The following is a 22,208-nucleotide window of genomic DNA, read 5'->3' as shown; positions in this document are numbered from 1 at the left end:
AGCCGCCGGAGGCCCCGGTCCCGGCACGGCCGGTCCCGGCGGAGCGCCCGCAGCAGCCGCGCGCGGCGCAAAGGGAACCCGCCGAGGTTCCCGCTCCGCTGCCGCGGGCCGCGGAGCGCGCTTCCGCACAGCCCGCCGCGCAGCGGACGCCGAATCGGATCCTCCCCGCGCCGATGCTTCCGCGGCAAATTGGGCGGGCGGACGCTCCGGAAGCCCCGGCCTTCGCGCCGGTGCGGCGGGCGGACCAGCCCGCGCCGGCTCCCGCGCTCCATCCAATTCAGCGGACGCGGGAACCGTCGGCGGTTTCCCCGTTTTTCCCGGCGCAGCCGACGCGCGCCCCCGCCCGGCCGCCGCGCCCGGCGGACACGCCCGGTTCTCCGGGGCCGGCCGCGCCGCAGCGGCTTTTGACGCGGCGGCCCGCGTATCCGATGGAACCGTCCGCGGCGCCCGTTCTCCCGGCGGCGCCGCATCTGCCGGCGCCGGCCCCGATGGCGGAGCCCGCCCCCGCGGCCCGGGCCCGGAGCGTCACGGAGCTCTCGCGGCCCGCACAGCCCGCCTTCGGGCCCGCGCCGATCATCCTGCGCGCCGAACCGCCCGCCATCCGGCAGGCTGCCGCGGAAACGGACTCCCCGGACATCCCGACGGTCCGCACCCGCCGCGTCGAGACGGAAACCGAGGTCCGGACCACCCTCAACCGCGCGGTCAACGCGTCTCGGGGGGAGTTCCCGGGACCGGACGGGCGGGCGCTGACGAAGGCGGTGGAAGAGGCGCTGGCGCATCTGGATTTGAGAAAACTCTCCGACCGGGTCTACCGGGACCTGGAATCCCGGCTGCGGTCGGAAAAAGCAAGAAGGGGGCAGTGGTAACATGTTGAAGAAGGCGGCTTCCAGAGCGGCGGACGCCCTCTATGAGGGCAAGCTGGAGAAGGCGAAGCTCTTCCGCGTCGTCAGGGGGATGCAGATGGGCGATATGCTGCCCGTCCAGTTCAACCCCTCCGAGTACCAGATCTCCCGATCGGTCAACCTGAGCAGGAAGCTCTCGATCGGGAAGGACCAGGATATCGACAAGATGCAGGCGGCGGCCGGCAACTTCGCCACCTTTTCCGCGACCCTCTATTTCGACACCGACACCGACCTGAGCGGCTTCGACACGGGGAGCCTCTCCTCCGCGCTCAAATCGGTCCTGCTGCCCAATCTCGGCAAGAAACCGACCGAGGTCTGCCAGTCGATCGCCAACATGCTGAAGTACAACGACGAACAGCACGCCCCCCTCAAGGTGCGCTTCGTGTGGGGGCGGCTCGACTTCATGGGCTACGTGGCCAGCTCCTCCATCAGCTACACCATGTTCTCGCGGGACGGCACCCCGCTGCGCGCCAAGCTGCAGCTCACCATCGTCGGCGAGGAGACCGAGCTTTTGCAGCGCCGGATGATCCGCACCTTCAGCTCCCCCAACCGCACCAAGGAGCGCACGCTTACCGAGGGGGACCCCCTCTGGCTGATGGCGCAGCAGGAGTACGACGACCCGGCCATGTGGCGGACGATCGCCGAGGCCAACGGAATCCTCAATCCCCGGAAGGTTTCCGGGGCGATGCGCCTCAAGGTTCCTTCCATCAAGTGAGTCCTCTTTTCAGGAAAGGGCGGTGAAGCAGATGGACCTGATGAAGCAGAGCACGGCCTACGCGCTGCTGAAAAAGAAATACCGGGAATTTGCGGCTCCCACCGTCCGGATTTTGGTGGAGGGAAGCGACCTGATCGAGCGGTATCACGCGGCGCTCAGCAATGTTTCGGTGGAGCTCACGAGCGAATACCCGGCCTCGGGATGCAGCTTCGATTTGCTCGGGGAGTATCAGCCCTCCGACAGCGACTTCGATTCCAAGGGCGCGCTGCGCCTGCTGGAATTGGGCGCCAAGGTGGAGGTGAAGCTCGGCTACATCGCCACGGAGACGGTCTTCTACGGCCTCATCACCGGATTGGACTACCGCTTCGACCCCGAGGAGGCACCCGTCGTGCATGTGGAATGCATGGACGCAAAATGCCTGCTCATGAAGACCCAGCGGCTGGAAATCTTTCGGGAGAAGCGGATCGACCGGGCGGTGCAGGCGCTGCTGGGCGAACAGCCGGTGGGCGGCTACCTCAAGGGCAAACAGGTCGATCCGGTCCCCGGGGAGATCAAAATGCTGGCGGCCGGCATGGAGACAAGCTACGACTTTCTCGTGCGCCAGGCGCGCTACGCGGGCTGCGAGTTCTTCCTGCTGGCGGGCAAGGCGTATTTCCGCAAACGCCCCGCCGCCGGCCAGCCGGTCATGACGGTGAGCCCCGGGGAGGCGCTTCTTTCGGCGGGCCTCAGCCTGCAGGGCGCGCCGCTGGTCCAAAAGGTGACGGTGGTGGGGATCGATCCCCAGACCGACAGGGAATTTTCCGGCAGCGCCCAGTCCCGCGGGAAGTTTGGAAAGGGCGCGGCCCCCTCCCGGATGCTCTCGGGCACCGAGCGCGTCTACCTGGACGCGCAGGCCGAGTCGGCCTCCCAGGCGCAGGCCCGCGCCAAGGCCCTGCTCGGCAGCATCGAGCAGGGCTTCGGGACGCTCGAATGCCGGTGCATCGGCCTGCCGGAACTTGTGCCGGGTCGGGCGGTCCGTGTGAAGGGACTCTCCGGGCGAATGGACGGGAGCTTTTACGTGACCGCTGTCCGGCACGCCTTCGACGAGACGGACGGGTACACAACGACGTTTGAAGCGAGGATCAACAGCCTATGAATTCGATTGCGGAACTGCTCGGCGGCGAATACGGCAACGACCGGGCCTTCCTCAGCCCCGGCGGCATGGTCCAGGGGACGGTGACCGACAACGCGGAGAGCGGGGAGCCCGGCATGGTCAAGGTGGAATTCACCGCCTGGAAAAGCGGCAAGAACGTCTGCGAATGGATCCCGCTGCTGCGCCCCTACGCGGGCAAGGACTACGGCAGCTATCTGGTTCCCGAGGTCGGGGACATTGTGCTGGTGGGGTTCATCGGGACCGACTTCAGGCGCCCGGTGGTGCTCGGGAGTCTCTTCCCCGCCACGGCGCAGATGAAAAGCGACAGCTTCGAGAAGAAGAACACCACCCGCAGGTTCAAGACCAAGGGCGGCGTCGACCTCACCCTCTCGGACGCGCAGGGCAAGGCCTCGGTGGAGGCGGTGACGCCGGGCGGGCTGCGTCTCGCCCTCGACGACGGAAAGCAGCTCATGACCCTCGCGGACAAGAACGGCCAGAACCAGCTTTCCATCGACTGCCAGAAGGGCGAGGTGAGCCTTGAGGGCAAGTCGAAGCTCACGATTAAGGCCGGGAGCTGCGAGATCACGATGGACGGCATGGCGGGCAAGCTGGAACTGAAGGGCGGACAGCTCTCCATCAAGGCCGATATGCAGGCCGAACTGGACGGCGGCCAGAGCCTCGGACTCAAGGGCACCATGCTCAAGGCCGAGGGCACGCAGGTGTCCGTTTCGGGCAGCGCCATGACCCAGGTATCCGGCGGCATGGTGAAGCTGGGATAACGCGGAAAGAAAGGGAGTGCTGATATGGCCGACACAAGAGGGTTCCTGGGGCGGGGGTTTTGTTTTCCGCCGCGCGTGGACCCGGCCACCGGGCGCTTTTGCATGGTCGACGCGGAGGAGGACATCCGCCAGTCGATCTATATCATCCTCATGACCCGTATGGGGGAACGCGCGATGCTGCCCGATTTCGGCAGCCGCATCCACGACTACGTGTTCGAGCTGCCCGACCAGACGGCGGAAAACCTGATCGCCACCGAGATTGTGGACGCGCTCGCACGCTGGGAGCCGCGCATCGTGGACACCGAGGTGGAGGTCGACGAGAGCGGCGTCCGCGAGGGCAAGCTCCTCTTCAACATCCGTTACACGGTGCGGGACACCAACAACCCCAACAACCTGGTGTTTCCCTACTATCTCTACGAGGGTGTCGGGCAGGACTAAGCGCCCAATGAAGGAGGCGACAGATCATGGCAGAACCGAAAACTTCCGGGCGGCCGGCGCTGGTCGCGCTGGCCCGTTCCTACGTCCCCGAATGGCGCTTCGATGAAAAGAACCCCGACAGCGGTTCGGCGGTCGCGCTGTTGGTGGACGACATGCTTCTGGAGAGCGAAAAGCGCCTCGGCCGGGCGATCGGCAAATACCGCATCCAGTACCTGAACCTCTTCGACCGCCTCCGCGAGGAGCCCTCCGAATCGGCCAAGAGCTTCGTGCGCTTCACCCAGGCGGCGGGGATGGACGACCCGGTCCACGTCCCCAGGGGCACCCGCCTCTACGCCGAGGAAAAGGGCCGGCGTCTCGTCTTCGAAACGACCCACGCCATCACCGCCACACAGGCCGAGCTTGTAAGCGTCGCGGTCACCGACGGCGCCACCGACCGGATCGTGCGCCTTCTGGACAAGGGCGCGCCGGGCGCCTCGGAGGGAAGCTTCACGGCATTTGACCTCTCGGGCGAAAGCGAGGCGGAGCACCGGCTGCTGCTCGGCTTTGACGGCGCGTTCGACGCGCTGGAGGATCTGGAGCTCCTGCTGCGGGTGCGCACCCCCGATCCCGAAAAGCTGGACGGGGCGATCGAAACGCTCTGCCGGAAGGAGCTGCGCTATTCCCTGCTCGAGCCGGAGGGGGAGCGCGTCTTCCGGACGGTGGAGCGCCAGGGCGACGCCATCCGGCTTTCCCTGCCCGGCTGCACGCCGCAGAAGGTGGAGCTGGGCGGCCGGGAACGGTACGTGCTCTGCGTGCGCGCGCCCGGCCCGCTGGATCTCGAGCTCTGCGGGGCGCAGCTCTCCTTCGCGGGGGAGGCGCTCCCGCCCGACGAGGTGCGCTGCGCGGGCGTGACGCAGAACGCCGGACGCTTTCTGCCCTTCGGCGGGCCGATGGAAATCTACGCCGAGTGCGGCATCGAATGCCGCCAGGCGTTCGCCCGCCGGGGCGCGCGGGTGGCGATGCGCTTCTCACTGGGATTCGAGACGGTGGAGCGCAAGCTCCCCGAGGCGGTCAGCGACATCGACTACAAGCTCCTCATGAAGGGGCCGCGTGAGGCCCCCAGGCTGGAGCCCATGCAGGTGCGCGCCGACTACGCGCTGTTCGAATACCGCAGCGTCCGCGGCTGGCGCAGGCTTCTGGAGGAGGAACACGCGGCGCTGCTCTTCAACGGCTCGACCGAGGGCGCGGTGGAGTGCTCCTTCCTGCTCCCCCGCGACATCGCCGAGGAGGACGGGGAACCGCGCCTGCGCCTGCGCCTCCTGCGGGCGGACAATCTCTACAGCATGCCCTGCGTGCAGCTCTGCCCGGTGATCACGGGGCTCTCCTTCTCCTACCGGTACGAGGAGGACAGCCTGCCGCCCGATTACGCCTGCACCCGCAACAACTTTGAGACGGCGGAGGTCACCGGGGCCATCGCTTCCCGCCGGGCGTTCCCCGTCTTCTACAACAACGAGTGCGGCCGCACGGCCATGTATCTCGGCTTCGACCTGCCGCCGCGCGGAATGCCGCTCTCCCTCTACTTCGAGGTGGAGAACGACGAGGACGCGGCGCTCGACTACACGGCGGAGTACCTCTCGCCCGACGGCTTTGCACAGCTCCAGGCGGTGGACAACACGGGGGGCCTCCTCTACGCGGGCACGCTGCTTTTACCGGTGCCGGACGACATCGTAAAGAAGGAGCTCTTCGGCCGGGAGTGCTGGTGGCTGCGCCTGGTGCTGCGGCGGCAGCCCTCCGGACAGCTCCCGCTGGTCAGGGAGGTCCTCACCAATATGGCGCGGGTGGAAAACCGGCGCAGCAGCTCGGAGGTCTTCTACCTTGCCGACCCGGACGCGCCGCTGGGGATCGCGCTGGCGGAGCAGAACCTCGTCTCGCTCGAGGTGTGGGTCAACGAGGAGGACGGCAATCCGGAAAACGCGGAAAACTGGGTGCGCTGGAACCGGCGGATCGGCCGGGGCCAGCAGGGCCGGTACTGCGGCGTCGACCTGGCCGCGGGCACGGTAGAGTTCGAAAAGAACGCCTTCGCGCCCTACCCCCTCAAGGAGGGCGGTCCCGCGGTACGGGTGGATTACCGGAGCTACCAGGGCGCGGCGGCCAACGTGGGGCCGGACACGATCACCGTCCTGGAGGAATCGGTCCGCTACATCTCCTCCGCCACGAACCCGATGGCGGCCTACGGCGGCTGCGACGGGCATACCGAGGAGGCCTACGCCGCCTCGGTCCGCAACCTGCTGCGCACCCGGGGCCGGGCGGTCACCGAGCAGGACTTTTTCGACCTCATCTCGAGCGTGAGCTACGGCGTGCGGAGGATCAGGGTTCTGCCGGGCGTCACGCCGCTCGGCCAGCGGGACGAACGCGCCATCACCGTGGCGCTGCTCATCGAGGAATACGAAAAGGGCGGCCATATCTTTTCGGCGGTGCGGGACACCATCCGCGAAAAGCTGCTCGCCTCGAGCGGCATCCTGCCCCAGGGGCGGACGCTGATGCTCTGCCAGCCGCGGTTCGTGCGGTTTTCGGTGCGGGTGTGGCTCGAGTGCGGGCCGGACGGCGACCCCTACGAGCTCCAGCAGCAGACCCTCGCCGACATCCGCGCCTTCCTCGACCCGCTGACCGGCGGCTACGACGGGGACGGCTGGGAGATCGGCACGCTGCCCACCCGGCCGCAACTGCTCGCCTGGCTGGGGCTGCGGCGGCCCGGCATCCTCATCGCGCGGATGGCGCTTTCCGCCCGCAGCCGCGGGCGGGAATACCCGGTGGACGAAAAGCTGGCCGCCGCCGTGCAAAGCCCCTTCGCCATGGCGGTGAACGGCGAGCACATCGTCTATGTCAATCTGCGGGACCGCAGGGAATAGGAGGTGTCCGGGATGCTGAATCTGCCCCGGCTGGACGATCTGGACTATCAGAAGCTCTGGGACCGCGCCCGCGCCATGGCGCCGGTGCTGGCGCCCGAGTGGACCGACCTCAACGACCACGATTCCGGCGTCACGACGCTCCAGGCGTTCGCGTGGCTGTGCGACAGCCTGAACTATTACATCAACGCCACCGGCGAGGCCCACCGGCTTGCCTACCTCAAGCTCCTGGGCATCCGCCCCCGCCGCTCCCCCGCGCGCTGCCGCGTGGAGTTCCGCGCGCCGTCCGGGGCCGCGCTCTCCCTGCCCGCCGGGACCCGGCTTCTGGCGGGAGACACGGTCTTTGAGCTGGAGCGGGCGGTCGAGGGCCGCGCCAACCGGCTGATCCGCCTCTACAGCGAGGAGTCCGGCAGGTGCTACGACCTCGGCCCCTTTGTGGAGGCGGACGGCGGGTTCGCCCCCATCCTCACCGACGAGCCGTCGCGCCCCGCCGAGGCGTTTTTCGGCTTCGCCGAACCGCTCGGCGGCACGGTGCGGCTGTTTATCCCGGTGGCCGGGACGGGTCGCAACCCCTTCGGGGACGATTTCTCACTCGTACAGCTCGAGTGGTCCTGCCGGGACGGCGGCGGCTGGCAGCGGGCGGAGGTCCTTTCGGACGAGACCCGCGGACTGTTGCGGAGCGGCTTCCTCACCCTGCGGCTGTCCGGTGAAACGGCGCTTTATGAAAACGGGCGGCTTGCGCCGGCCCATTACCTGCGCTGCGCCCTCCGGCAGGGCTGCTACGACCGGCGCCCCCGCGTCGGCCGGGCGGCGGTCTGCTGCGGGACTGCGGTCCAGACGGACACGGCCGCGCACACGGTGGAGCTCCTCTACCGCGGCGAGCCCTCCCTCCCGGTCGGCTATGCGTTGGAATCGGAGGACCGGGTCTCGGTCGCGGTCCGGGAGCAGGACGAGTGGGTCGTGTGGCGGGACTTCCGCCCCTCCGGGGACGACCTCTGCGCGGTGGAGGACGGCGCGGTGCGCTTCCACAAAAAGCGGTTCGGCCGGGTCCCGGCCAAGGGAAGCCGGGTCCTCGTGACCATCGCGCGCCCCGGCGCGCCGCTGCTGCTCGGGGAGACGGACGGCTGCGCCTCCCGCCGGGTCGCGCTGGACCCGGACGGCCTCTGCCGCCTGCGTCTGGCGCTCTCCCGCACCGGCCCGGACGGGCGGCAGGCCTTTGAAATTTACGACGAATGCCCGGACCTTTCCGGCGCGGGCTGCGACGACCGGGTGTTCCAGCTCGACCGCCGCGAGGGATCGGTCGTCTTTGGGGACGGCGTCCACGGCGTGCAGCCCGAGGCGGGGCTCCTGGTGGAGGCGCTGGAGCTGGCACGCTCCTCCTTCGGCGGGGGCAACGTGCTCCGGGGCCAGGTGAACCGGCTGGAGACCCCGGTGGAGGGCGTCACGGCGGAAAACCTGGAGGATGCCGGCGGCGGCGAATACCGCTGCACCTCGGAGGAGCTGGAGCCGCTGGTGGAGGAGAAGCTGCGCGCGGTGCTCCGGGCGGTCACGGCGGAGGATATCCGCGCGCTGACGCTCGGGACGCCGGGGCTGCTCATCGAGGACGCGGCGGTCATCCCCATGGCGGACTACTGCGCCGCCGCGGGCGAAGCTCCCCCGCCCGTCAACACCATCCTGATCGCGGTGCGCCCCAAATCGGAACGGCGGCTCCCCATCCTCAGCGAGGACTATGCGCGGATCATCCGCGCGCACCTCGGCCGCCACCGGATGCTGGCCAACGACCTGCAGGTCCGTCCGGCCCGCTATGTGGGCGTCGGCGTCTACGGGCGCATCCGCCTGGCCGATCCGGGCAGGGCCGCGGAAGACGGGGTGCTGGAGGCTCTGCGCGTCTGGATCGAAAGCGAAAACCCCGTCTTCGGACGCCGGGTGGACTACGGCGGGCTCTTCTCCCGGCTGGAGCTGCTGCCCGCGGTGCGCGCGGTGAGCCAGCTCTCGCTCGAGTACCTCGGGGAGGGCGGACGCAAAAACGAGCACGGGGACATCCTGCTGCTTCCCGACTGCCTGGCCTACCTCTGGGAGACGGGGATCGAATTTGTATAGGGCGCCCGGCGCCCGCCAAGTCGAATAGGAAAGGGGCGGACGGCAGATGACGGAACCGCTGAAAGCTGTCAATTTTTATAAACGGGACCTCCTGCGCGGGTGCCCGCACAACCTGAAGGCGGACGGGGAGCTCTTTCTCCATCCCGCGGAGACGGCGAACCCCGCGGCATACGTGACGCGGATGTTCGACACCCGCGACCCGGACTGCACCTTCAACCGCCTGACGGTGGACGGGGAATTCGAGGGGGTGCGCCTCGAGGTGGTCGTGGCCGCCGCCGACACGCCGGACGCGGTCGTGGACGACCGGGACGCGGACCTGTCGGAGCTTCTGGCCGACCCCGGCGTCGACCCCGCGCGGAAGCGGGAGCTGCTCTGCGCCCTGCGGCACGTCCGCGCCGTCGACTGTACCGATCTGCTGCTGCATTCGCTCACCGGGCGGTATGTCTGGGTCTACGCGGGCGCCTACCCGGCCGGAGAATGCGACTGGACGCTGCGGGGGCTGCGGCTCGAATTCCCGCGGGTGAGCTTCACCGGATACTTTCCAGAGATCTACCGGCAGGACGACTTTTTCGACCGCTACATCGCGGTGTTCCAGTCCCTCTACCTCGACCTCGAGCGCCGCGCGGACGAACTGCCGCACCGCCTCGACTACGAGACGGTCCCGGATGAGGGCCTTCTGGAGCTCGCGGACTGGCTGGGGCTCTGCTGCGACGGGCTCTTTACCCCGGCACAGCTGCGGACGATCATCTCCGGCCTCGACCTCTACCAGGGGATGAAGGGCACCCGCGCCGCCCTCGAGGCGGTGCTGGAGCTCGTATGCGGCGTGCCGCCGCGCATCGTGGAGCGGTTCCAATGGGAGCGCATTCCCCTCCCGCCCGCGCGGCGGGCGCTCTACGGGCGGCTCTACGGCGGCGACTCCGGCAGTTTCTGCGTGCTGCTGCCTCCCCTGCCCGGCTTTCCGGAACCCGGGCGGCTCGAACGGCTGATCCGGCTCTACAGCCCGATCGGCACCCCGCACCGGCTGGTGTTCCTGAACCCGTGCAGCCGCGCGGACGACCACTGTTATCTGGACGGGACCGGCGTGCTGGCCACGCCCGGTGAGGCGGCCGCGAACGCCGGGACGCTGGATGGATTTATCGCGCTGGGCTGATGAATGGAAGGCAGGTGGACTAGGATGTCCGAAATGATGACGAGCAACAAACAGAAAACCCGGACGGCGCCCGTAAAGCCTCTGCGCCTCGACGGGCGCACCGGGAAGGAGGTGCGCCGGTCCTTCGGCCTCGACCCGGCGCGGCTTCAGATCGGGGAATCGCCCGAGGTGGAGGCGATGGGCGCGCGCGCCGTCGCGCGGGGAAACGTGATCTCCTTCGCGCCGGGCGAGTTCGCGCCCGGGACGGCGGAGGGGCGCGCGGTACTCGGGCACGAGCTCGAACATGTGCGCGGCCAGGCGGCGGGCGAGGTCCCGATGACCGGCGGGGTGCTGGAGGAGCCGTCCTTCGAGGCCGCGGCCGACCGCGCGGGCGCGGCCTTCGCGTCCGGAAGCCTCACAGCCGCCGGGCCGGTGGACGCCGGCGCGCTCGCCGGGCACAGCGCCCCCGCGCAGATGAAAAAAAAGAGCTATGTGGATCAAATCCGCGACATACAAATTCCCCAAGCGCGTGCAAGAAAAGCGGGCGAAAAATGGAGAGGCTACTCTCCAGAGAATGCAAAGGGAATTTTTGAAGGCGGAACCAGAGCGAGCGCAAACCCAATTATGAAGGAAGCCGGTCTGCCGGAAGTCATGGCCCCCTTCCGGGATCAGTCAAAAGATCTCATCAAAAAGGTCGCCGCGCTCAAAAAAATGGGCGGTGAGCGGCACACCTTTGAAGGCGGTGCTTCCAAGTATTCCGCTGAGAGCGCGGCTGTCAGCGAAAAAATGTTTCAGATGATCATGCCCCATCTGGACGACCCGGAGGTACAGGGCTTTATCAAGGACACGTTTGCAAATATGGGCGGAAATTTTGGCGCCACCGACCAGTCCCCGAAAGGGTATTTCATGACCGACGTGCTTGCGCGTATGACGGGCGTGGTGAACGGGCAGGCCATGAGATCCGCCGTGCCTGCGGATTCCTTTGATTCCCGCAACCATCCCGCCAATATTGCGGGCGACGCGGGACAGGTGGGCAATTTCTTTTCGGAATGGCTTTCTGAGAACGACAGAGACGCCGATTTTCAATCCATGATGGCCCCGGAACTGTGGCCCGCTTTTCAGGCGTTTATTCCGTATTATGACAAGGTGTGGAGTATCGGCGCGCCCAATATCCGCCCGGAAATCCTCGAAAAGACGGGGCTCGAGCTTCCTGCCCCGGCCCCTGAGGCGGCGCCCTATCATTTCTCGCCCGGGGGCGAGAAGACCGCGCCGAACTACATGTCCGCCGAGCTGCCCGGGCAGAGCGACGCAAATGAGATGAGCCTTGACCAGCGGATGAAGCAGGCCCGCCTCATGATGGAAAAACACAAGGGCAACAAGGAGATGACCCGGGCGTGGGCCGACATCATGGGCGGCCTGCAAAAGGAGAGCAACCCTCTTCCCGCCCCCGCCGCCCCGAAAAAGTCGCGCAACCCCTTCAAGCGGCTTTGGAGCAAAATCCGCGGGAATTAATCCGCGCCCCGAAAGGAGAGAACGGTATGCCGATGACCACAGCAACGCAGGAAAAGAAGGCCCCGGCCCCGAAGCCGCTGCGCCTCGACGGGCGCACGGAAAAGGAGGTGCGCCGGTCCTTTGGCCTTGACCCGGCGCGGATTTCGTTTGCGGAGTCGCCCGAGGTGGAGGCGATGGGCGCGCGCGCCGTCGCGCGGGGAAACGTGATCTCCTTCGCGCCGGGCGAGTTCACGCCCGGAACGGCGGAGGGACGCATGGTGCTCGGGCACGAGCTTGAGCATGTGCGCAGCCAGGCCGAGGGCGAGGTCCCGATGACCGGCGGGGTGCTGGAGGAGCCGTCCTTCGAGGCGGCGGCCGACCGCGCGGGCGCGGCCTTCGCGTCCGGGGACCTCACATCTGCCGGCCCGGCGGACGCCGGCGCGCTCGCCGGGCAGAGCGCCCCCGCCCAGATGCTGGGCAGGAAGAAAAAAGCCGCCGCCCCGGTCCCGGCGTATGAGCCGATGTCGCCGGAGGAGGGTCAAAGCATCTTCGAAGGCGGAGCCCGCATGAGTTCCGGGAATAACCTGCACAGAAGGTATATGCCGGTCATGGGAAACGCGCTCGACCGCTACAATGCGTTTCTCAATAGCGGCGAGGCAAAAAAGCTGGGAAAAAAGCACGACCCCAATGCGGATGTTATGAGGCGGTTCAGCGGCGGGACCGGCGCGCTGGCCACAAAGGGCCTTCTTTATGACGATTCCACAATAAAAAGCGCCGACAAGATTTTTGACATCGTCTCCGACCTGGTGGATGAGCCAGAGTTTCAGAATTATGTCCGGGACCTGTTCGCGAACGAGGGCGGCGCCAATTACGACAGAGTCAGGGAAACAGATCAGGCGCAGCCGGGGGACTCCCATTTCAGCCAGTATATGATGGGTACGCTGGCTGTAAAAGGTTTGGATCCGACCGCGCCCGCCGGGATGAAGCGCAGAAATGATATCTTTTCCAAGCACAAGGATCCAAAAGAGGCGCAAAGAATCTATAATAAGGCCAATGATAATATTGAGAGCCAGAGTTCGATGATGACAAAAGCCGCTGCGATCCTTTCAAAAGGCGAGGACCTCCGCCGGATTGACATCGAGCAGATCCCGGAGGAACTCCGTCCTTTTATTGGAAGATATGAGAGCATCCGTCAAAGGGTTTTGCAGACCGGCATGCCGGCCGTGCGGCCGGAGGTGATGGGGAAACTGTCCGATGAGGAACGGGCGCTGGCCCAGCCGGCGGCAGCCGCACCCACGGAGGCCGCCCCTGCTGAGGAATCCCGCTACGTCTCCCCGGGCTACCTATCCGCGAAGCACTGGAAAACCGGGGCCGCCGAGCCCATGACCGAGCGCCAGCAGGAGGTCATGAGCCGCTGGCTCGGCTCGTCCGGGGAGGCCGCCCCCGCCCCGAAAAAGAAGTCGCGCAACCCCTTCAAGAAGCTCTGGAGCAAAATCCGCGGGACGTAGCCGCCCCGCCGGAAATTCCCGCCAAGACTGTGAGGGAACCGCATGTCCTACTGCGAATTATACGCCCGGCGGGTAATCGCCGAATTGGAGCCGCTCCTCCGTCCGCAGGGCGGGGGGCGGCTCGCCCTGCCCGTCCGGGAGCCGGAGCGGGACGCCCTGTGGGAAATCTCCGAAGCCCGCTTCAGCCGCGTTCACGAGCTGCTGGAGGGGGCGGACGCGGCGCTTTTGGCCTTCGGCCTCTGCGTGGCCGTCCATGTTTACCCCGAGACGGCGGTCTACCTGCGGGAACACGCCCACATCGGCGCGGTCACGGTGGAAAGCGCCGCGCAGCTCCTCGGCGGCGAGGGGTATGCCTTCGCCCCGGACCGGCTGGAGGAGTCCTCCCGCGCGCTGGGGGAACTGCTGTGGACGGAGGGATCGCCGTCGCCCGATTACCGCGCGCCGCTCGAGGCGGACGGGCGGCTGATCGACTGGCTCGGCGGCGGGAACCGCCTGCCGGAGGCGCTTGCGGGAATCTGCCGCCGCTTTTCCCCGGCGGAGCCGCTTCACCCGTTCTTTGCACGCCCCGAGCTGCCGGACCGCCTGATCGGCGAGCTGAAACGGCTGGCCGCCGCCGAGGAAGCGGGGGAGCTGGCCGGCGGCGCCTGCATCCAGATCACCGGGGGGCCCGGCGCGGGCAAGCGGTTTTTGCTTCAGACGGCGGCGGCCCGGCTCGGCTTCGGCGTCCTCTTCGCGGACGCCGAACGCCTGATGGAACCGGAGGAGGGGCCGTGCGCCTCCCTGCTGCGCCTCATCCGGCGGGAGGCCGTCCTCTACGGGGACGCGCTCTGCTTCCACGGGCTCGTGTCAGCGGACGACGAGCGGGCGCCCCGGCGGTTCCTGCGCTGCTGCCTGGAGCCGCTGGGAGACCTGGAAACGCCCGTCTTCCTCTGCACCGACCCCGGCTTCGCGCTGCTCCCCTACACCGACCGCCACACCGTCAGGTTCGATCTGCCGCCCTGTACCCGCGCGGACCGGATCGCGCTCTGGCAGGGCTTCTGGGAATACTACGGCCTAAAGGCCGAGGGGGATTTCACCCGCTACGCCGCCACCTACAAGACCAGTCCCCGGGACATCGGCAAGGCGGTTCGGCAGCTTGCGCGGCTCGAACGCGCCGGGGAACCGGTCGACGCGGCGACCGTTTCCGGCGCCTGCTACATGGCGCTGCCGCGCGCGGTCTCGGGCAAGATCGTACAGGTGCCGCAGGGTTGGACCCTCGACGACCTCAAGCTCCCCGAGGACCAGAAGCGGATGCTGCGCCATGTCTGCACCCATGTGCTCCGCCGGCACCAGGTCTACGACGAGTGGGGGCTGGAGAGCAAATACCCCTACGGCAAGGCGGTGTCGGTGCTGTTCGCAGGGCCTCCCGGCACCGGCAAGACGATGGCCGCCAACATTCTCGCCTCCATCCTTGGGCTGGCGCTCTACCGGGTCGACCTTTCGCAGGTGGTGGACAAGTACATCGGCGAGAGCGAAAAACGGCTGGAACAGGTCTTCGCCACCGCCGAAAAGTCGAACGTGCTGCTCTTCTTCGACGAGGCGGACTCCATCTTCGGCAAGCGCAGCGAGGTCAAGGAGGCCAACGACCGCTTCGCCAACATCCAGGTGTCCTACATCCTCCAGCGGATCGAGGACTACGACGGCGTGGTCCTTCTGGCCACCAACCTGAAAAAAAACATCGACGAGGCGTTCATGCGCCGGATGCGCTATGTGGTGGAGTTCCAGCTTCCCGGCGAGGCCCAGCGGGAGGAGCTCTGGCGGGCCTGCCTGCCCGAAACGGCGCCGTCAAGCGGAGTGGACTTCGGCTACCTTGCCCGGCGGTTCGAGCTGGCGGGCGGCGCAATCAAGAATATCGCCCTGAACGCCGCCTTCCTCGCCGCGGAGGAGGACGGCCCCGTCACCATGCGCCACATCCTGGACAGCCTGCGCAACGAGAACCTCAAGCGCGGCAAGACCATGCTGAACCAGGATTTCGCGGAATACGGCTTCCTCTATGAGCGGCCGAAAGCCTAGCCCCCGCCGCAAAAGCACAGGGACCCCGGCCTTTTCCTTGAAAAGGCCGGGGTCCCATATTTTTCAGGCCCCCAATCGGGACAAAAAACGGAACCAGCCCTGGCCCCTTTAAAATATAAAAAAGGAAGGCTCCCAGTCCACATCCTTAAGATGCGGTCTGAGAGCCAACCCACAGGAAATGGTGCCGCAGAACAGACTTGAACTGTCACGGGGTTGCCCCCGAGGGATTTTAAGTCCCTTGCGTCTGCCGATTCCGCCACTGCGGCAGATTCCGCCCTCCTATCATACCCCAAGCGGACCGATTCGTCAAGACTGGCGGCCCGGCGGCGCGGGCAGCTCGGAGAGCAGGGAGAGCTGGTCGGCGGAGACGTAGCTGTCCACCGAAAAGGCGAAGAGCACCTGGTTGTAGCGGCCGAGCCTGAGGCTTTGGAGCAGCTCGGGCGTGGCGGTGGCGGTGTCCACAAAGGTCACCTGCTCGTAGTAGATCAGCAGGAAGGGCAGGTAGCTCTGCACCGAGCGGTCGCCGAAAATCAGCAGCCGGTTGATGTAGGAGGGATTGCCGATGTCGATGTCGATCACCGGGGAGATCCCGCCGAGCGGGATGTCCATCGTGCCGCCGAGCTCCTTTTTGAATTTCGGGTAGAGGGTGTAGTAGCGGCGGGAGGTCCCGTCGGCGCTGTAGTGGGTGACGGTGTAGCTGCGCTGGTACTGGGAGTTGTAGTTGTAGACCGACACCCGGTCGGGCGACACCTCCCGGTAGGGGGAGAGCGCGTAGAGATCGCCGTAATAGTCGTAGTCGATGTGCTCGATGGAAAAATCCTCGAGCGCGCGGGGGCGCAGGCCGAGCTTTTTGGCCACCGCCGTATAGATATAGAAGCCGCCCAGCCCCGTCGTGGTGTTGTCGGTGTTGTAGTAGATGTATTCGTCCTGGTGGTTGAAGAGGGTCGGGTAGACGTTGATCGCCGTCACATGCCCCGAGACGCGGCGGTAGACGTCGTCGATGAGCTGCGGCTGGTTATAGAGGGGCGCGATGCTGTCGTAGGGCACCTTGCCCTGCTGGACGGCGCAGGCCGTCGGGATGAGCATCACGTAGCTGGGGATCTGGTAGTCGTCCGCAAAGTCGATCATCGCGAGCGTGTTGTCGTTGATGACCGACAGGCTCTTGGGCTGCACGTCGAGGGTCAGCGAATCGCCCGAAATGAAGACGCCGTTCTGCTCCTTGCCGCCCCCCATATAGTTGAGGGAGACCTGCAGGCGGCGCAGCGCGTCGGAGGAGGGGAACTGCTCCGCGAACGCCTGCTCGAGCTTCGCAAACGTCCCCGACTCTCCGGCCACCGCGTCCCACAGCGGCCGTCCGCCGCCGCGCAGCAGCAAAAAGAGCGGCACCGCGAAGACCGCCGCCAGAAAGACGACGCCCGAAAGTTTTTTGCTCATGCGCGGTTCCCCCTTTCAGAGAATTTTTGCCTCCCGCTACAGCAGGTAGGCGGTCGTCACGACCAGCAGCGCGGCGGTAAAGACCGCCGAGGCGACGCCGTAGGTGCGCGGCAGGTGCTTCTTCCACAGGCCCGCGAACCAGCCGACCAGCCCCGTCGAGGACACCGCCGCCAGGATGAGCACGAGGTAGTGGGAGGCGAGCAGGTAGAGCACGCTCTTGCTGCTCTCGAGGGTGGCGAAGCCCCCCACGCCGAACATCATTTTGAGGAACCCGAGCGACTGCCCCGGCGTGCCGCCCGAAAAGAACGCGAAGGAGACGAGCACGACGAGAGTGGTATAGAGCCACCGGAAGAGGGTGGGGATCCCGTCCATATAGCGGCTGAGGAAATAGCGCTCAAAGATGACGAACGCCGCGAAATAGACGCCCCAAAGTAAAAGGTTTAAACTGATGCCGAACCACAGCCCCATCAGGATGGTGACGAGCAGGATGTTGAACACGCCGGAAATCACGCTGCCCTGCGCGCCGCCGAGGTTGATGTAGACATAGCGGCGGATGTAGCGGTTGACGGTGATGTTGAAGCGGGCGAAAAAGTCGTTGACGCTCGTCGCCTGGTAGGGGTAGTGGAAGTTGTCGGGCAGCTCCACGCCGAAGACCAGCCCGATCCCCTTGGCCATGTCGCAGTAACCGGAAAAGATGAAATAGACCGAGAAGGCGAGCGTCACCACCATCGTCCACACCGAAAGCGCCGTCATATTGAGGGCGGGCATCCCGCGCAGCGAGCTGTAGAGCTCGTAGACCGCGTCCCCGATGATCACCTTTTTGCCGAGGCCGACGAGGAAGAGCCTGCCGCCCTCCCCCGCCCGCTCCAGCGTCATGCGCATCCCCTTGACCTGGGGCATGAGCTTGTTGTGATAGACGAGCGGCCCGGCGTAGAGCCGGGGGAAGAAGAGGTTCATCAGCGCGAGCGCGGGCAGGTTGCGCTCGGCGTAGGTGTAGCCGAAATAGCAGTCGATCACATAGCCGCAGGAGGTGAGCGCCACCACTCCGAGCCCGAGCGGGAAATGCGCGCCCCAGACCGGGCCGAGCGCCCCGTAGAGCAGGAAGATCGCCACGCTTTTGACCGCCGAGCAGATCATGATTCCCCGGCGCAGGCGGGGCATCTTGGAGGCGCGTTCAAGCAGGCGGCCCATCAGGTAGTCGAAGAGGACGATGCCCGCGAGCAGCAGGAGGTTCTCCCCCTCGAGCCACCAGTAAAAGAGGGCGGAAAAGGCGAGCAGGACCGCCGGACGCCAGCGCATGGGGCTGATGAGGCAGACGGCGATCGTCAGCGGCAGGAACAGGTAGACGAAGGAGAGGCTGTCGAGATGCACGTCCGCGCACCCCCTTTCGTTGGTTTGGGCGGGGTCAGTGGGTCTCCAGGAAGGCGAGGAACTCCCCGCGGGTGTAGAGGGCGTTGATTGCCGAAAGCATCGCGTTGGCGTTCATGCGCGCGGGCAGGCCGAGCGCGGCGAGCACACGGCGGCGCCTGCCGGCGCTGTCCGGCCCGCCGGACAGCCCCCACTCGACGAGATCCGCCTTGGTGACGGGCGCGGCGCGCTTTGCCGGGGCGGGGGCGTCCTGCCCCTCCACGGCCACGCCCGCGCGCCGCAGCGCGTCGAGCAGCACCCCGGCGGGCATCCCCTCCACCCCGAGCTTGCCCTCGGCGGAGGGCTGCGCCTTGCGCCGCTCCTTGCCGAAGATGTCCGGAATATACACATGGATGATCTTTTCGGGGTCGACCGCGCCGGCGATGTGCGCGCGGATGCGGAAGCCCGCCGCGTCGGAGTCGGTCAGGATGATCACGCCGTTTTTCTCCGCGAGCGCGCGGATGTAGGCGAGCTTTTCCCTGTCGCGGAAGACGTCGAACCCGTCGGTCGTCACGATCGTCGCGTCGACGAGCGACGAGAGCTTCGCCTTATCGTATTTTCCCTCGACGATCACCGCCTGCTTTAATTTGATCATCCCGCTCGCTTCCCCGTCAGTAAAAATAGTTTGGTGATCGTTTCCTCAAGCACGACCCGGTCGTCCCCGCCCGTGCTCTTGAGGCGCATGTCCGCGTCGGCGAGCAGCGTCAGCATCTTCCCGAGCTGCCCGGCCGTATAGCCGCCGCTGTCGCTCATCGCGTTCTTGATCGCGAAGGTGCGGTTTTTGGCATAGCCGAGCTCCGCCGCCGCGCGCTCCGCCGGGACGTTCGCCTGCCGCGCCGCAAAGCCGCGGTAGAGGTCGCAGAACGCCCCCGACAGCACCGCCAGCACCTTACCCGCGGGCTCCCGCAGGTAGATGAGCTGGTCGACCAGCTCCATCGCCGCGTCGAACCGCCCCCGCAGGATCGCTTTGGAGAGGTCGAACACCTTCGCCTGCAAAACCGTCGTCACGACCGCGTCGACGTCCGCGCGCTCGATCCTGCCCCCGCCCACGTAGGCGCACAGCTTGTCGAGCTCGGTGGCGAGCAACTGCAAGTCGTCGGTGCACCGCTCGACCATGTAGGAGGCCACCGCGCTTTCCAGCTCGCAGCCGTTTTTCTGCGCGCGGTCACGCAAAAAGCGCAGCGTGTCGCTGCTCCTGCGGCTGCCCAGCTCGACGACGCAGCCCGCGCCGTCGCACGCCTTCACGAGCTTGGCGAGCTTCTCCCTTTTAGCGGGCGGGTTCTTGACGGTGATGACCACCGTCGTCGTGCGCGGCGGGTCCGCCAGCACCCCGCACAGCTCGTCGAGCTGCCCGGCGTCCAGCTTGTCCGGGTCGAGGTCGAGGGTCACGCACCGCCCCTCCGAAAAGAAGGGCAGCGACTCCACCGCGTCGTAAAACGCCTGCAAATCGAGGCTGTCCCCCTCGAAGCGGTGGAGGTTGAAGTCGTTGAACTCCCCGCCCAGCGCCTTTTTGACGAGCAGCTTTTCATAGTTCGCAATCAGGTAGGGCTGGGTGCCGTGGAGCAGGTAGACCCGCTCGAGCTCGGGGCCCTTGACGTGCTTGGCAAAATCGCTCTCCATCTGGAAGCGCACGGCGCGCCCCCCTTTCTTCTATGGAATCCGCAGCGTGACCACCACGCTGCCGAAATACCGGTCGTTCGTTTTGACCGCCACGCCGGGCGCGGCGACCAGCTCGTTTTTCGCGTTGACGAGCAGATCCGCCTCCTGCGGGGACTGGGTGAACTCCTTGACGATGCGCAGGTTCCCCGCCTCGAGCCGCAGGGTCTCCGCGTCCCGCCCCTCGGCGGCAAGCCCCGCGCACCCGAACAGCTCCGCCGAAAACCCGTAGGTCCCGTCCAGCCCAAAGGCGGCGTCGGCGGGCACCTCCCCCAAAAGGAGCAGCGCGGGGTTGGAACGCAGGTCCGCCTCCCGGCGCGCGGCCAGCAGGTCGATCCGCTCCACCCCGTGGTCGCGGAAGAAGGCGCGCAGGTTCCGCGCCTCGTAGAGGGAATCGGGAACGCCGATCAGCGCGCCCTGTCCATGATAGGCCACGGCGACCGCAGAGCCGTTTTCCGGCAGGGCGATCTCCATCGTGTTCCCCCACGCCAGCGACTGGGAAAACGCGCCCGCCGTGAGCGCCAGCGCCGACAGCGCGGCGGCCTGCCGCCTGACGGCCGGCTTCACCCGCAGCGCGGCCAGGACCGCGCCGCCCAGCAGGCAGGCGCCCATCCACAGCACGAGCCAGTCGCTGCGAAGCGGCAGGGCTGCAAACCGGAACCGTGACCACCACTGGGCCGTCTCGGTGATCGCGCGGACGGACACGCCGCCCACAAGCCCGAAGAACCGCGCCGGGACCGCAAGCACGGGGAGGAACCCCGCGAACCCGCAGAGCAGCCCGCCCGCGAGGGCGAAGGGAACCGCGGGCGCGACGATCAGGTTGACGAGCGGCGACACAAGGGATATCTGGCCGAACCGCCAGCAGAGCACCGGCGCGGTAAACAGCTGGGCGCAGAGGGTCGCGGACAGCATCGAGAGGAGCGCGTAAGCCTTCGGGCGGGTCTCCTCGAGCGTGAAGCCGCCGACCCCGCACAGGCGTTTGGAAAACCATCCGGCCATCGGGCCGGATGCGGCGGCGATGCCCATTGTGGCGAGGTAGGAGAGCTGAAGCCCCGTGCTGAACGCGGCGTAGGGGTTGCAGAGCAGCATCAGAACGACGGCAAACCCGAGGGAATTGAGCGTGTCGGAATCGCGGCCGCAAAGCAGCGCGGCGCGGCAGACGATCAGCATGACGCCCGCGCGCACGACCGAATGGGAAAAACCGGTGAGGCCCATGAGGAAGAGGACGGCCGCGATCTCCGCGATGCCCCGCTGCCGCCGCGAGAGGAAGCAGGCGGCAAGCAGCGCGTCGATGAGCGCGACGAAAACGGAAAGGTGCAGGCCGGACACCGCCAGCAGGTGGGAAATCCCCGCGCGGGAATAGTCGTAACGCAGTTCGGGGGAAAGCCCCTCGGTACGGCCCGTCACGAGCGCGGCGAGCAGCTCGCCGTATTCGTTGGGAAGCTCGTGCAGGATATTTTGGCGGATGCCCGCGCGGTATTCCGCGAGCGCCACCCGCAGGCCGCCGGGCCGCTCCCCCACAACGGCGGGCGCGCCGGAGACCGTCCCCCGGAAGCGGAAGCCGTCCGCCCAAAGGCGTTCCCGTTCCGCTTCGGGGACCTCCAGCTTTAACTCCCATTCTACCACATCGCCGGGGGCAACCGCAAGCGCGGCGGGCGCGCTCACCTGAATCCGCGCGCCCGAAAGGCCCGCGGGCATCCCCTCGCGGTCCGCCGTGAGGGACAGCCGGGCGTAGCTGCCGTAATCCGCGCGGTCGGTCACCACCGCACGCACCCGCCGCGTCCCCTCCCAGCGCGCGGCGGGCTCCACGGCCAGCGCGTGATAAACCGCCAGCGAGAGCATACAGGCGCAAAAGGCCGCCGCCGCGGAATAGGTCCACAGCGGCAGCCTGCCTTTCAGGAGCAGCGCGGCAAAGACAGCGGCCCCGATCCCCGCGCAGATAAGCGGGTCCCAGCCGAACGTCCCGGCCGCAAGAACGGCGGCGAACCACACGAGCCCGCCGATATGGAACGCCCTGTTCATCCCTGCGGGGCGGATGCGCGCCTGTCGCTGCGCCCCACCAGATAGTCGATCGTCACGCCATAAAAGGCGGCGAACTTCACCGCAATCCGCAAAGGGATGCGCCGCGTTTTTTCCTCGTAGCGCACATAGGTCCGCCGGTCAATGCCCAGTATCCTTGCAGTCTCTGCCTGTCCCAAACCGGATTCCTCCCGCAACGCGCGCAGCCTTGGATAGCACATGGCGATCACCTCGCTAGTATGATAGCACGATGCTAGCCAAAGGCGCAGTTTTATGCGTTTTACTCATAACGAATCGTAATCGCCTTCCGCCCGGGGGGCGGAGGGGCTTTTATCGCCCTCCTTTGGAGGGCTAAGGGGAGCCGCCTTCGGCGGCAGAAATTGCCGGGTCCCGCCCCGGCGGGCGGGTCCATTTCTTGTTCGCCCAAGAAATGGACGAAAGAAGGGTGCTCAAGGGGGGCTCACTTGAAGAAGACCGGGCGCAAAGCTCGCCCCCCTTGAGGATCCCCCCTCCGCTCACGTCCACTCAGCCGCGGGTAGAAGGCTGGTGCCGCTGCACCCA

At 66.9% G+C, this 22,208-nt stretch carries 17 protein-coding genes and 1 tRNA gene; 11 read left to right on the top strand and 7 right to left on the bottom strand.

Annotated features, from left to right (window positions below):
- Positions 1 to 488 precede the first annotated feature (488 nt).
- The 11 genes from ACZO3G_RS08965 to ACZO3G_RS08915 are packed head-to-tail and all read left to right on the top strand — an operon-like array spanning position 489 to position 15,131.
- A complete protein-coding gene (locus ACZO3G_RS08965; protein ID WP_277138731.1) occupies positions 489 to 866 on the top strand; it encodes a hypothetical protein in 378 nt (125 codons plus the stop codon).
- Position 867: 1 nt separating this feature from the next.
- Positions 868 to 1,617: a CIS tube protein gene (locus ACZO3G_RS08960; RefSeq protein ID WP_101552354.1), complete on the top strand. Its 750-nt coding sequence runs from the start codon at positions 868 to 870 to the stop codon at positions 1,615 to 1,617.
- Positions 1,618 to 1,648: 31 nt separating this feature from the next.
- Positions 1,649 to 2,752, top strand: coding sequence for a phage late control D family protein (locus tag ACZO3G_RS08955; protein WP_419491192.1), 1,104 nt, complete (start codon positions 1,649 to 1,651; stop codon positions 2,750 to 2,752).
- Positions 2,749 to 3,528 (top strand): phage baseplate assembly protein V, encoded by a 780-nt coding sequence (locus ACZO3G_RS08950; RefSeq protein ID WP_101552358.1) that lies wholly within the window; start codon positions 2,749 to 2,751, stop codon positions 3,526 to 3,528. The genes ACZO3G_RS08955 and ACZO3G_RS08950 overlap by 4 nt, the downstream gene beginning before the upstream one ends.
- Before the next feature lie 24 nt (positions 3,529 to 3,552).
- Positions 3,553 to 3,966: a GPW/gp25 family protein gene (locus ACZO3G_RS08945; RefSeq protein ID WP_276872849.1), complete on the top strand. Its 414-nt coding sequence runs from the start codon at positions 3,553 to 3,555 to the stop codon at positions 3,964 to 3,966.
- 26 nt (positions 3,967 to 3,992) lie between these two features.
- Positions 3,993 to 6,854 (top strand): baseplate J/gp47 family protein, encoded by a 2,862-nt coding sequence (locus ACZO3G_RS08940; RefSeq protein ID WP_276872851.1) that lies wholly within the window; start codon positions 3,993 to 3,995, stop codon positions 6,852 to 6,854.
- 12 nt (positions 6,855 to 6,866) lie between these two features.
- Positions 6,867 to 8,951 carry a baseplate J/gp47 family protein gene (locus ACZO3G_RS08935; protein WP_276872853.1) on the top strand — a complete coding sequence of 695 codons (2,085 nt, stop codon included), beginning with the start codon at positions 6,867 to 6,869 and terminating at the stop codon, positions 8,949 to 8,951.
- Between the two features lie 46 nt (positions 8,952 to 8,997).
- Positions 8,998 to 10,101, top strand: a complete 1,104-nt coding sequence (locus tag ACZO3G_RS08930; RefSeq protein ID WP_276872855.1) for a hypothetical protein — start codon at positions 8,998 to 9,000, stop codon at positions 10,099 to 10,101.
- A 36-nt stretch (positions 10,102 to 10,137) separates the two neighbouring features.
- Positions 10,138 to 11,592, top strand: a complete 1,455-nt coding sequence (locus ACZO3G_RS08925) for an eCIS core domain-containing protein (protein WP_302549878.1) — start codon at positions 10,138 to 10,140, stop codon at positions 11,590 to 11,592.
- A gap of 26 nt (positions 11,593 to 11,618) precedes the next feature.
- The gene (locus ACZO3G_RS08920; protein WP_276872861.1) at positions 11,619 to 13,079 is read left to right on the top strand and encodes an eCIS core domain-containing protein; all 1,461 of its coding nucleotides are present in this window, start codon (positions 11,619 to 11,621) and stop codon (positions 13,077 to 13,079) included.
- A gap of 42 nt (positions 13,080 to 13,121) precedes the next feature.
- Complete coding sequence (locus tag ACZO3G_RS08915) at positions 13,122 to 15,131, top strand: ATP-binding protein (RefSeq protein ID WP_277138715.1); 2,010 nt, start codon at positions 13,122 to 13,124, stop codon at positions 15,129 to 15,131.
- A gap of 179 nt (positions 15,132 to 15,310) precedes the next feature.
- On the opposite strand, the gene ACZO3G_RS08910 is transcribed toward ACZO3G_RS08915, so the two are convergent.
- The 7 genes from ACZO3G_RS08910 to ACZO3G_RS08880 form a co-directional block, all read right to left on the bottom strand.
- A tRNA-Leu gene (locus ACZO3G_RS08910) sits at positions 15,311 to 15,397 on the bottom strand.
- Between the two features lie 40 nt (positions 15,398 to 15,437).
- On the bottom strand, positions 15,438 to 16,565 hold the full coding sequence (locus tag ACZO3G_RS08905) for a DHHW family protein (protein ID WP_276874049.1): 1,128 nt from the start codon (positions 16,563 to 16,565) through the stop codon (positions 15,438 to 15,440).
- A gap of 36 nt (positions 16,566 to 16,601) precedes the next feature.
- On the bottom strand, positions 16,602 to 17,936 hold the full coding sequence (locus ACZO3G_RS08900) for an MBOAT family O-acyltransferase (protein ID WP_276874046.1): 1,335 nt from the start codon (positions 17,934 to 17,936) through the stop codon (positions 16,602 to 16,604).
- A gap of 34 nt (positions 17,937 to 17,970) precedes the next feature.
- The gene (locus ACZO3G_RS08895; RefSeq protein WP_276874042.1) at positions 17,971 to 18,567 is read right to left on the bottom strand and encodes a ribonuclease M5; all 597 of its coding nucleotides are present in this window, start codon (positions 18,565 to 18,567) and stop codon (positions 17,971 to 17,973) included.
- Positions 18,564 to 19,604 carry a DNA polymerase III subunit delta gene (holA, locus tag ACZO3G_RS08890; RefSeq protein ID WP_276874040.1) on the bottom strand — a complete coding sequence of 347 codons (1,041 nt, stop codon included), beginning with the start codon at positions 19,602 to 19,604 and terminating at the stop codon, positions 18,564 to 18,566. The genes ACZO3G_RS08895 and holA overlap by 4 nt, the downstream gene beginning before the upstream one ends.
- A gap of 18 nt (positions 19,605 to 19,622) precedes the next feature.
- Positions 19,623 to 21,650, bottom strand: a complete 2,028-nt coding sequence (locus ACZO3G_RS08885) for a ComEC/Rec2 family competence protein (RefSeq protein ID WP_276874037.1) — start codon at positions 21,648 to 21,650, stop codon at positions 19,623 to 19,625.
- Positions 21,647 to 21,868, bottom strand: a complete 222-nt coding sequence (locus ACZO3G_RS08880; RefSeq protein WP_276874034.1) for a helix-turn-helix domain-containing protein — start codon at positions 21,866 to 21,868, stop codon at positions 21,647 to 21,649. Before ACZO3G_RS08880 ends, ACZO3G_RS08885 begins: the two co-directional genes overlap by 4 nt.
- Between the last annotated feature and the right edge of the window lie 340 nt (positions 21,869 to 22,208).

The sequence above is a fragment of the Anaerotruncus sp. genome (assembly GCF_057433415.1).
This window is presented reverse-complemented; position numbering and strand designations above follow the sequence as displayed.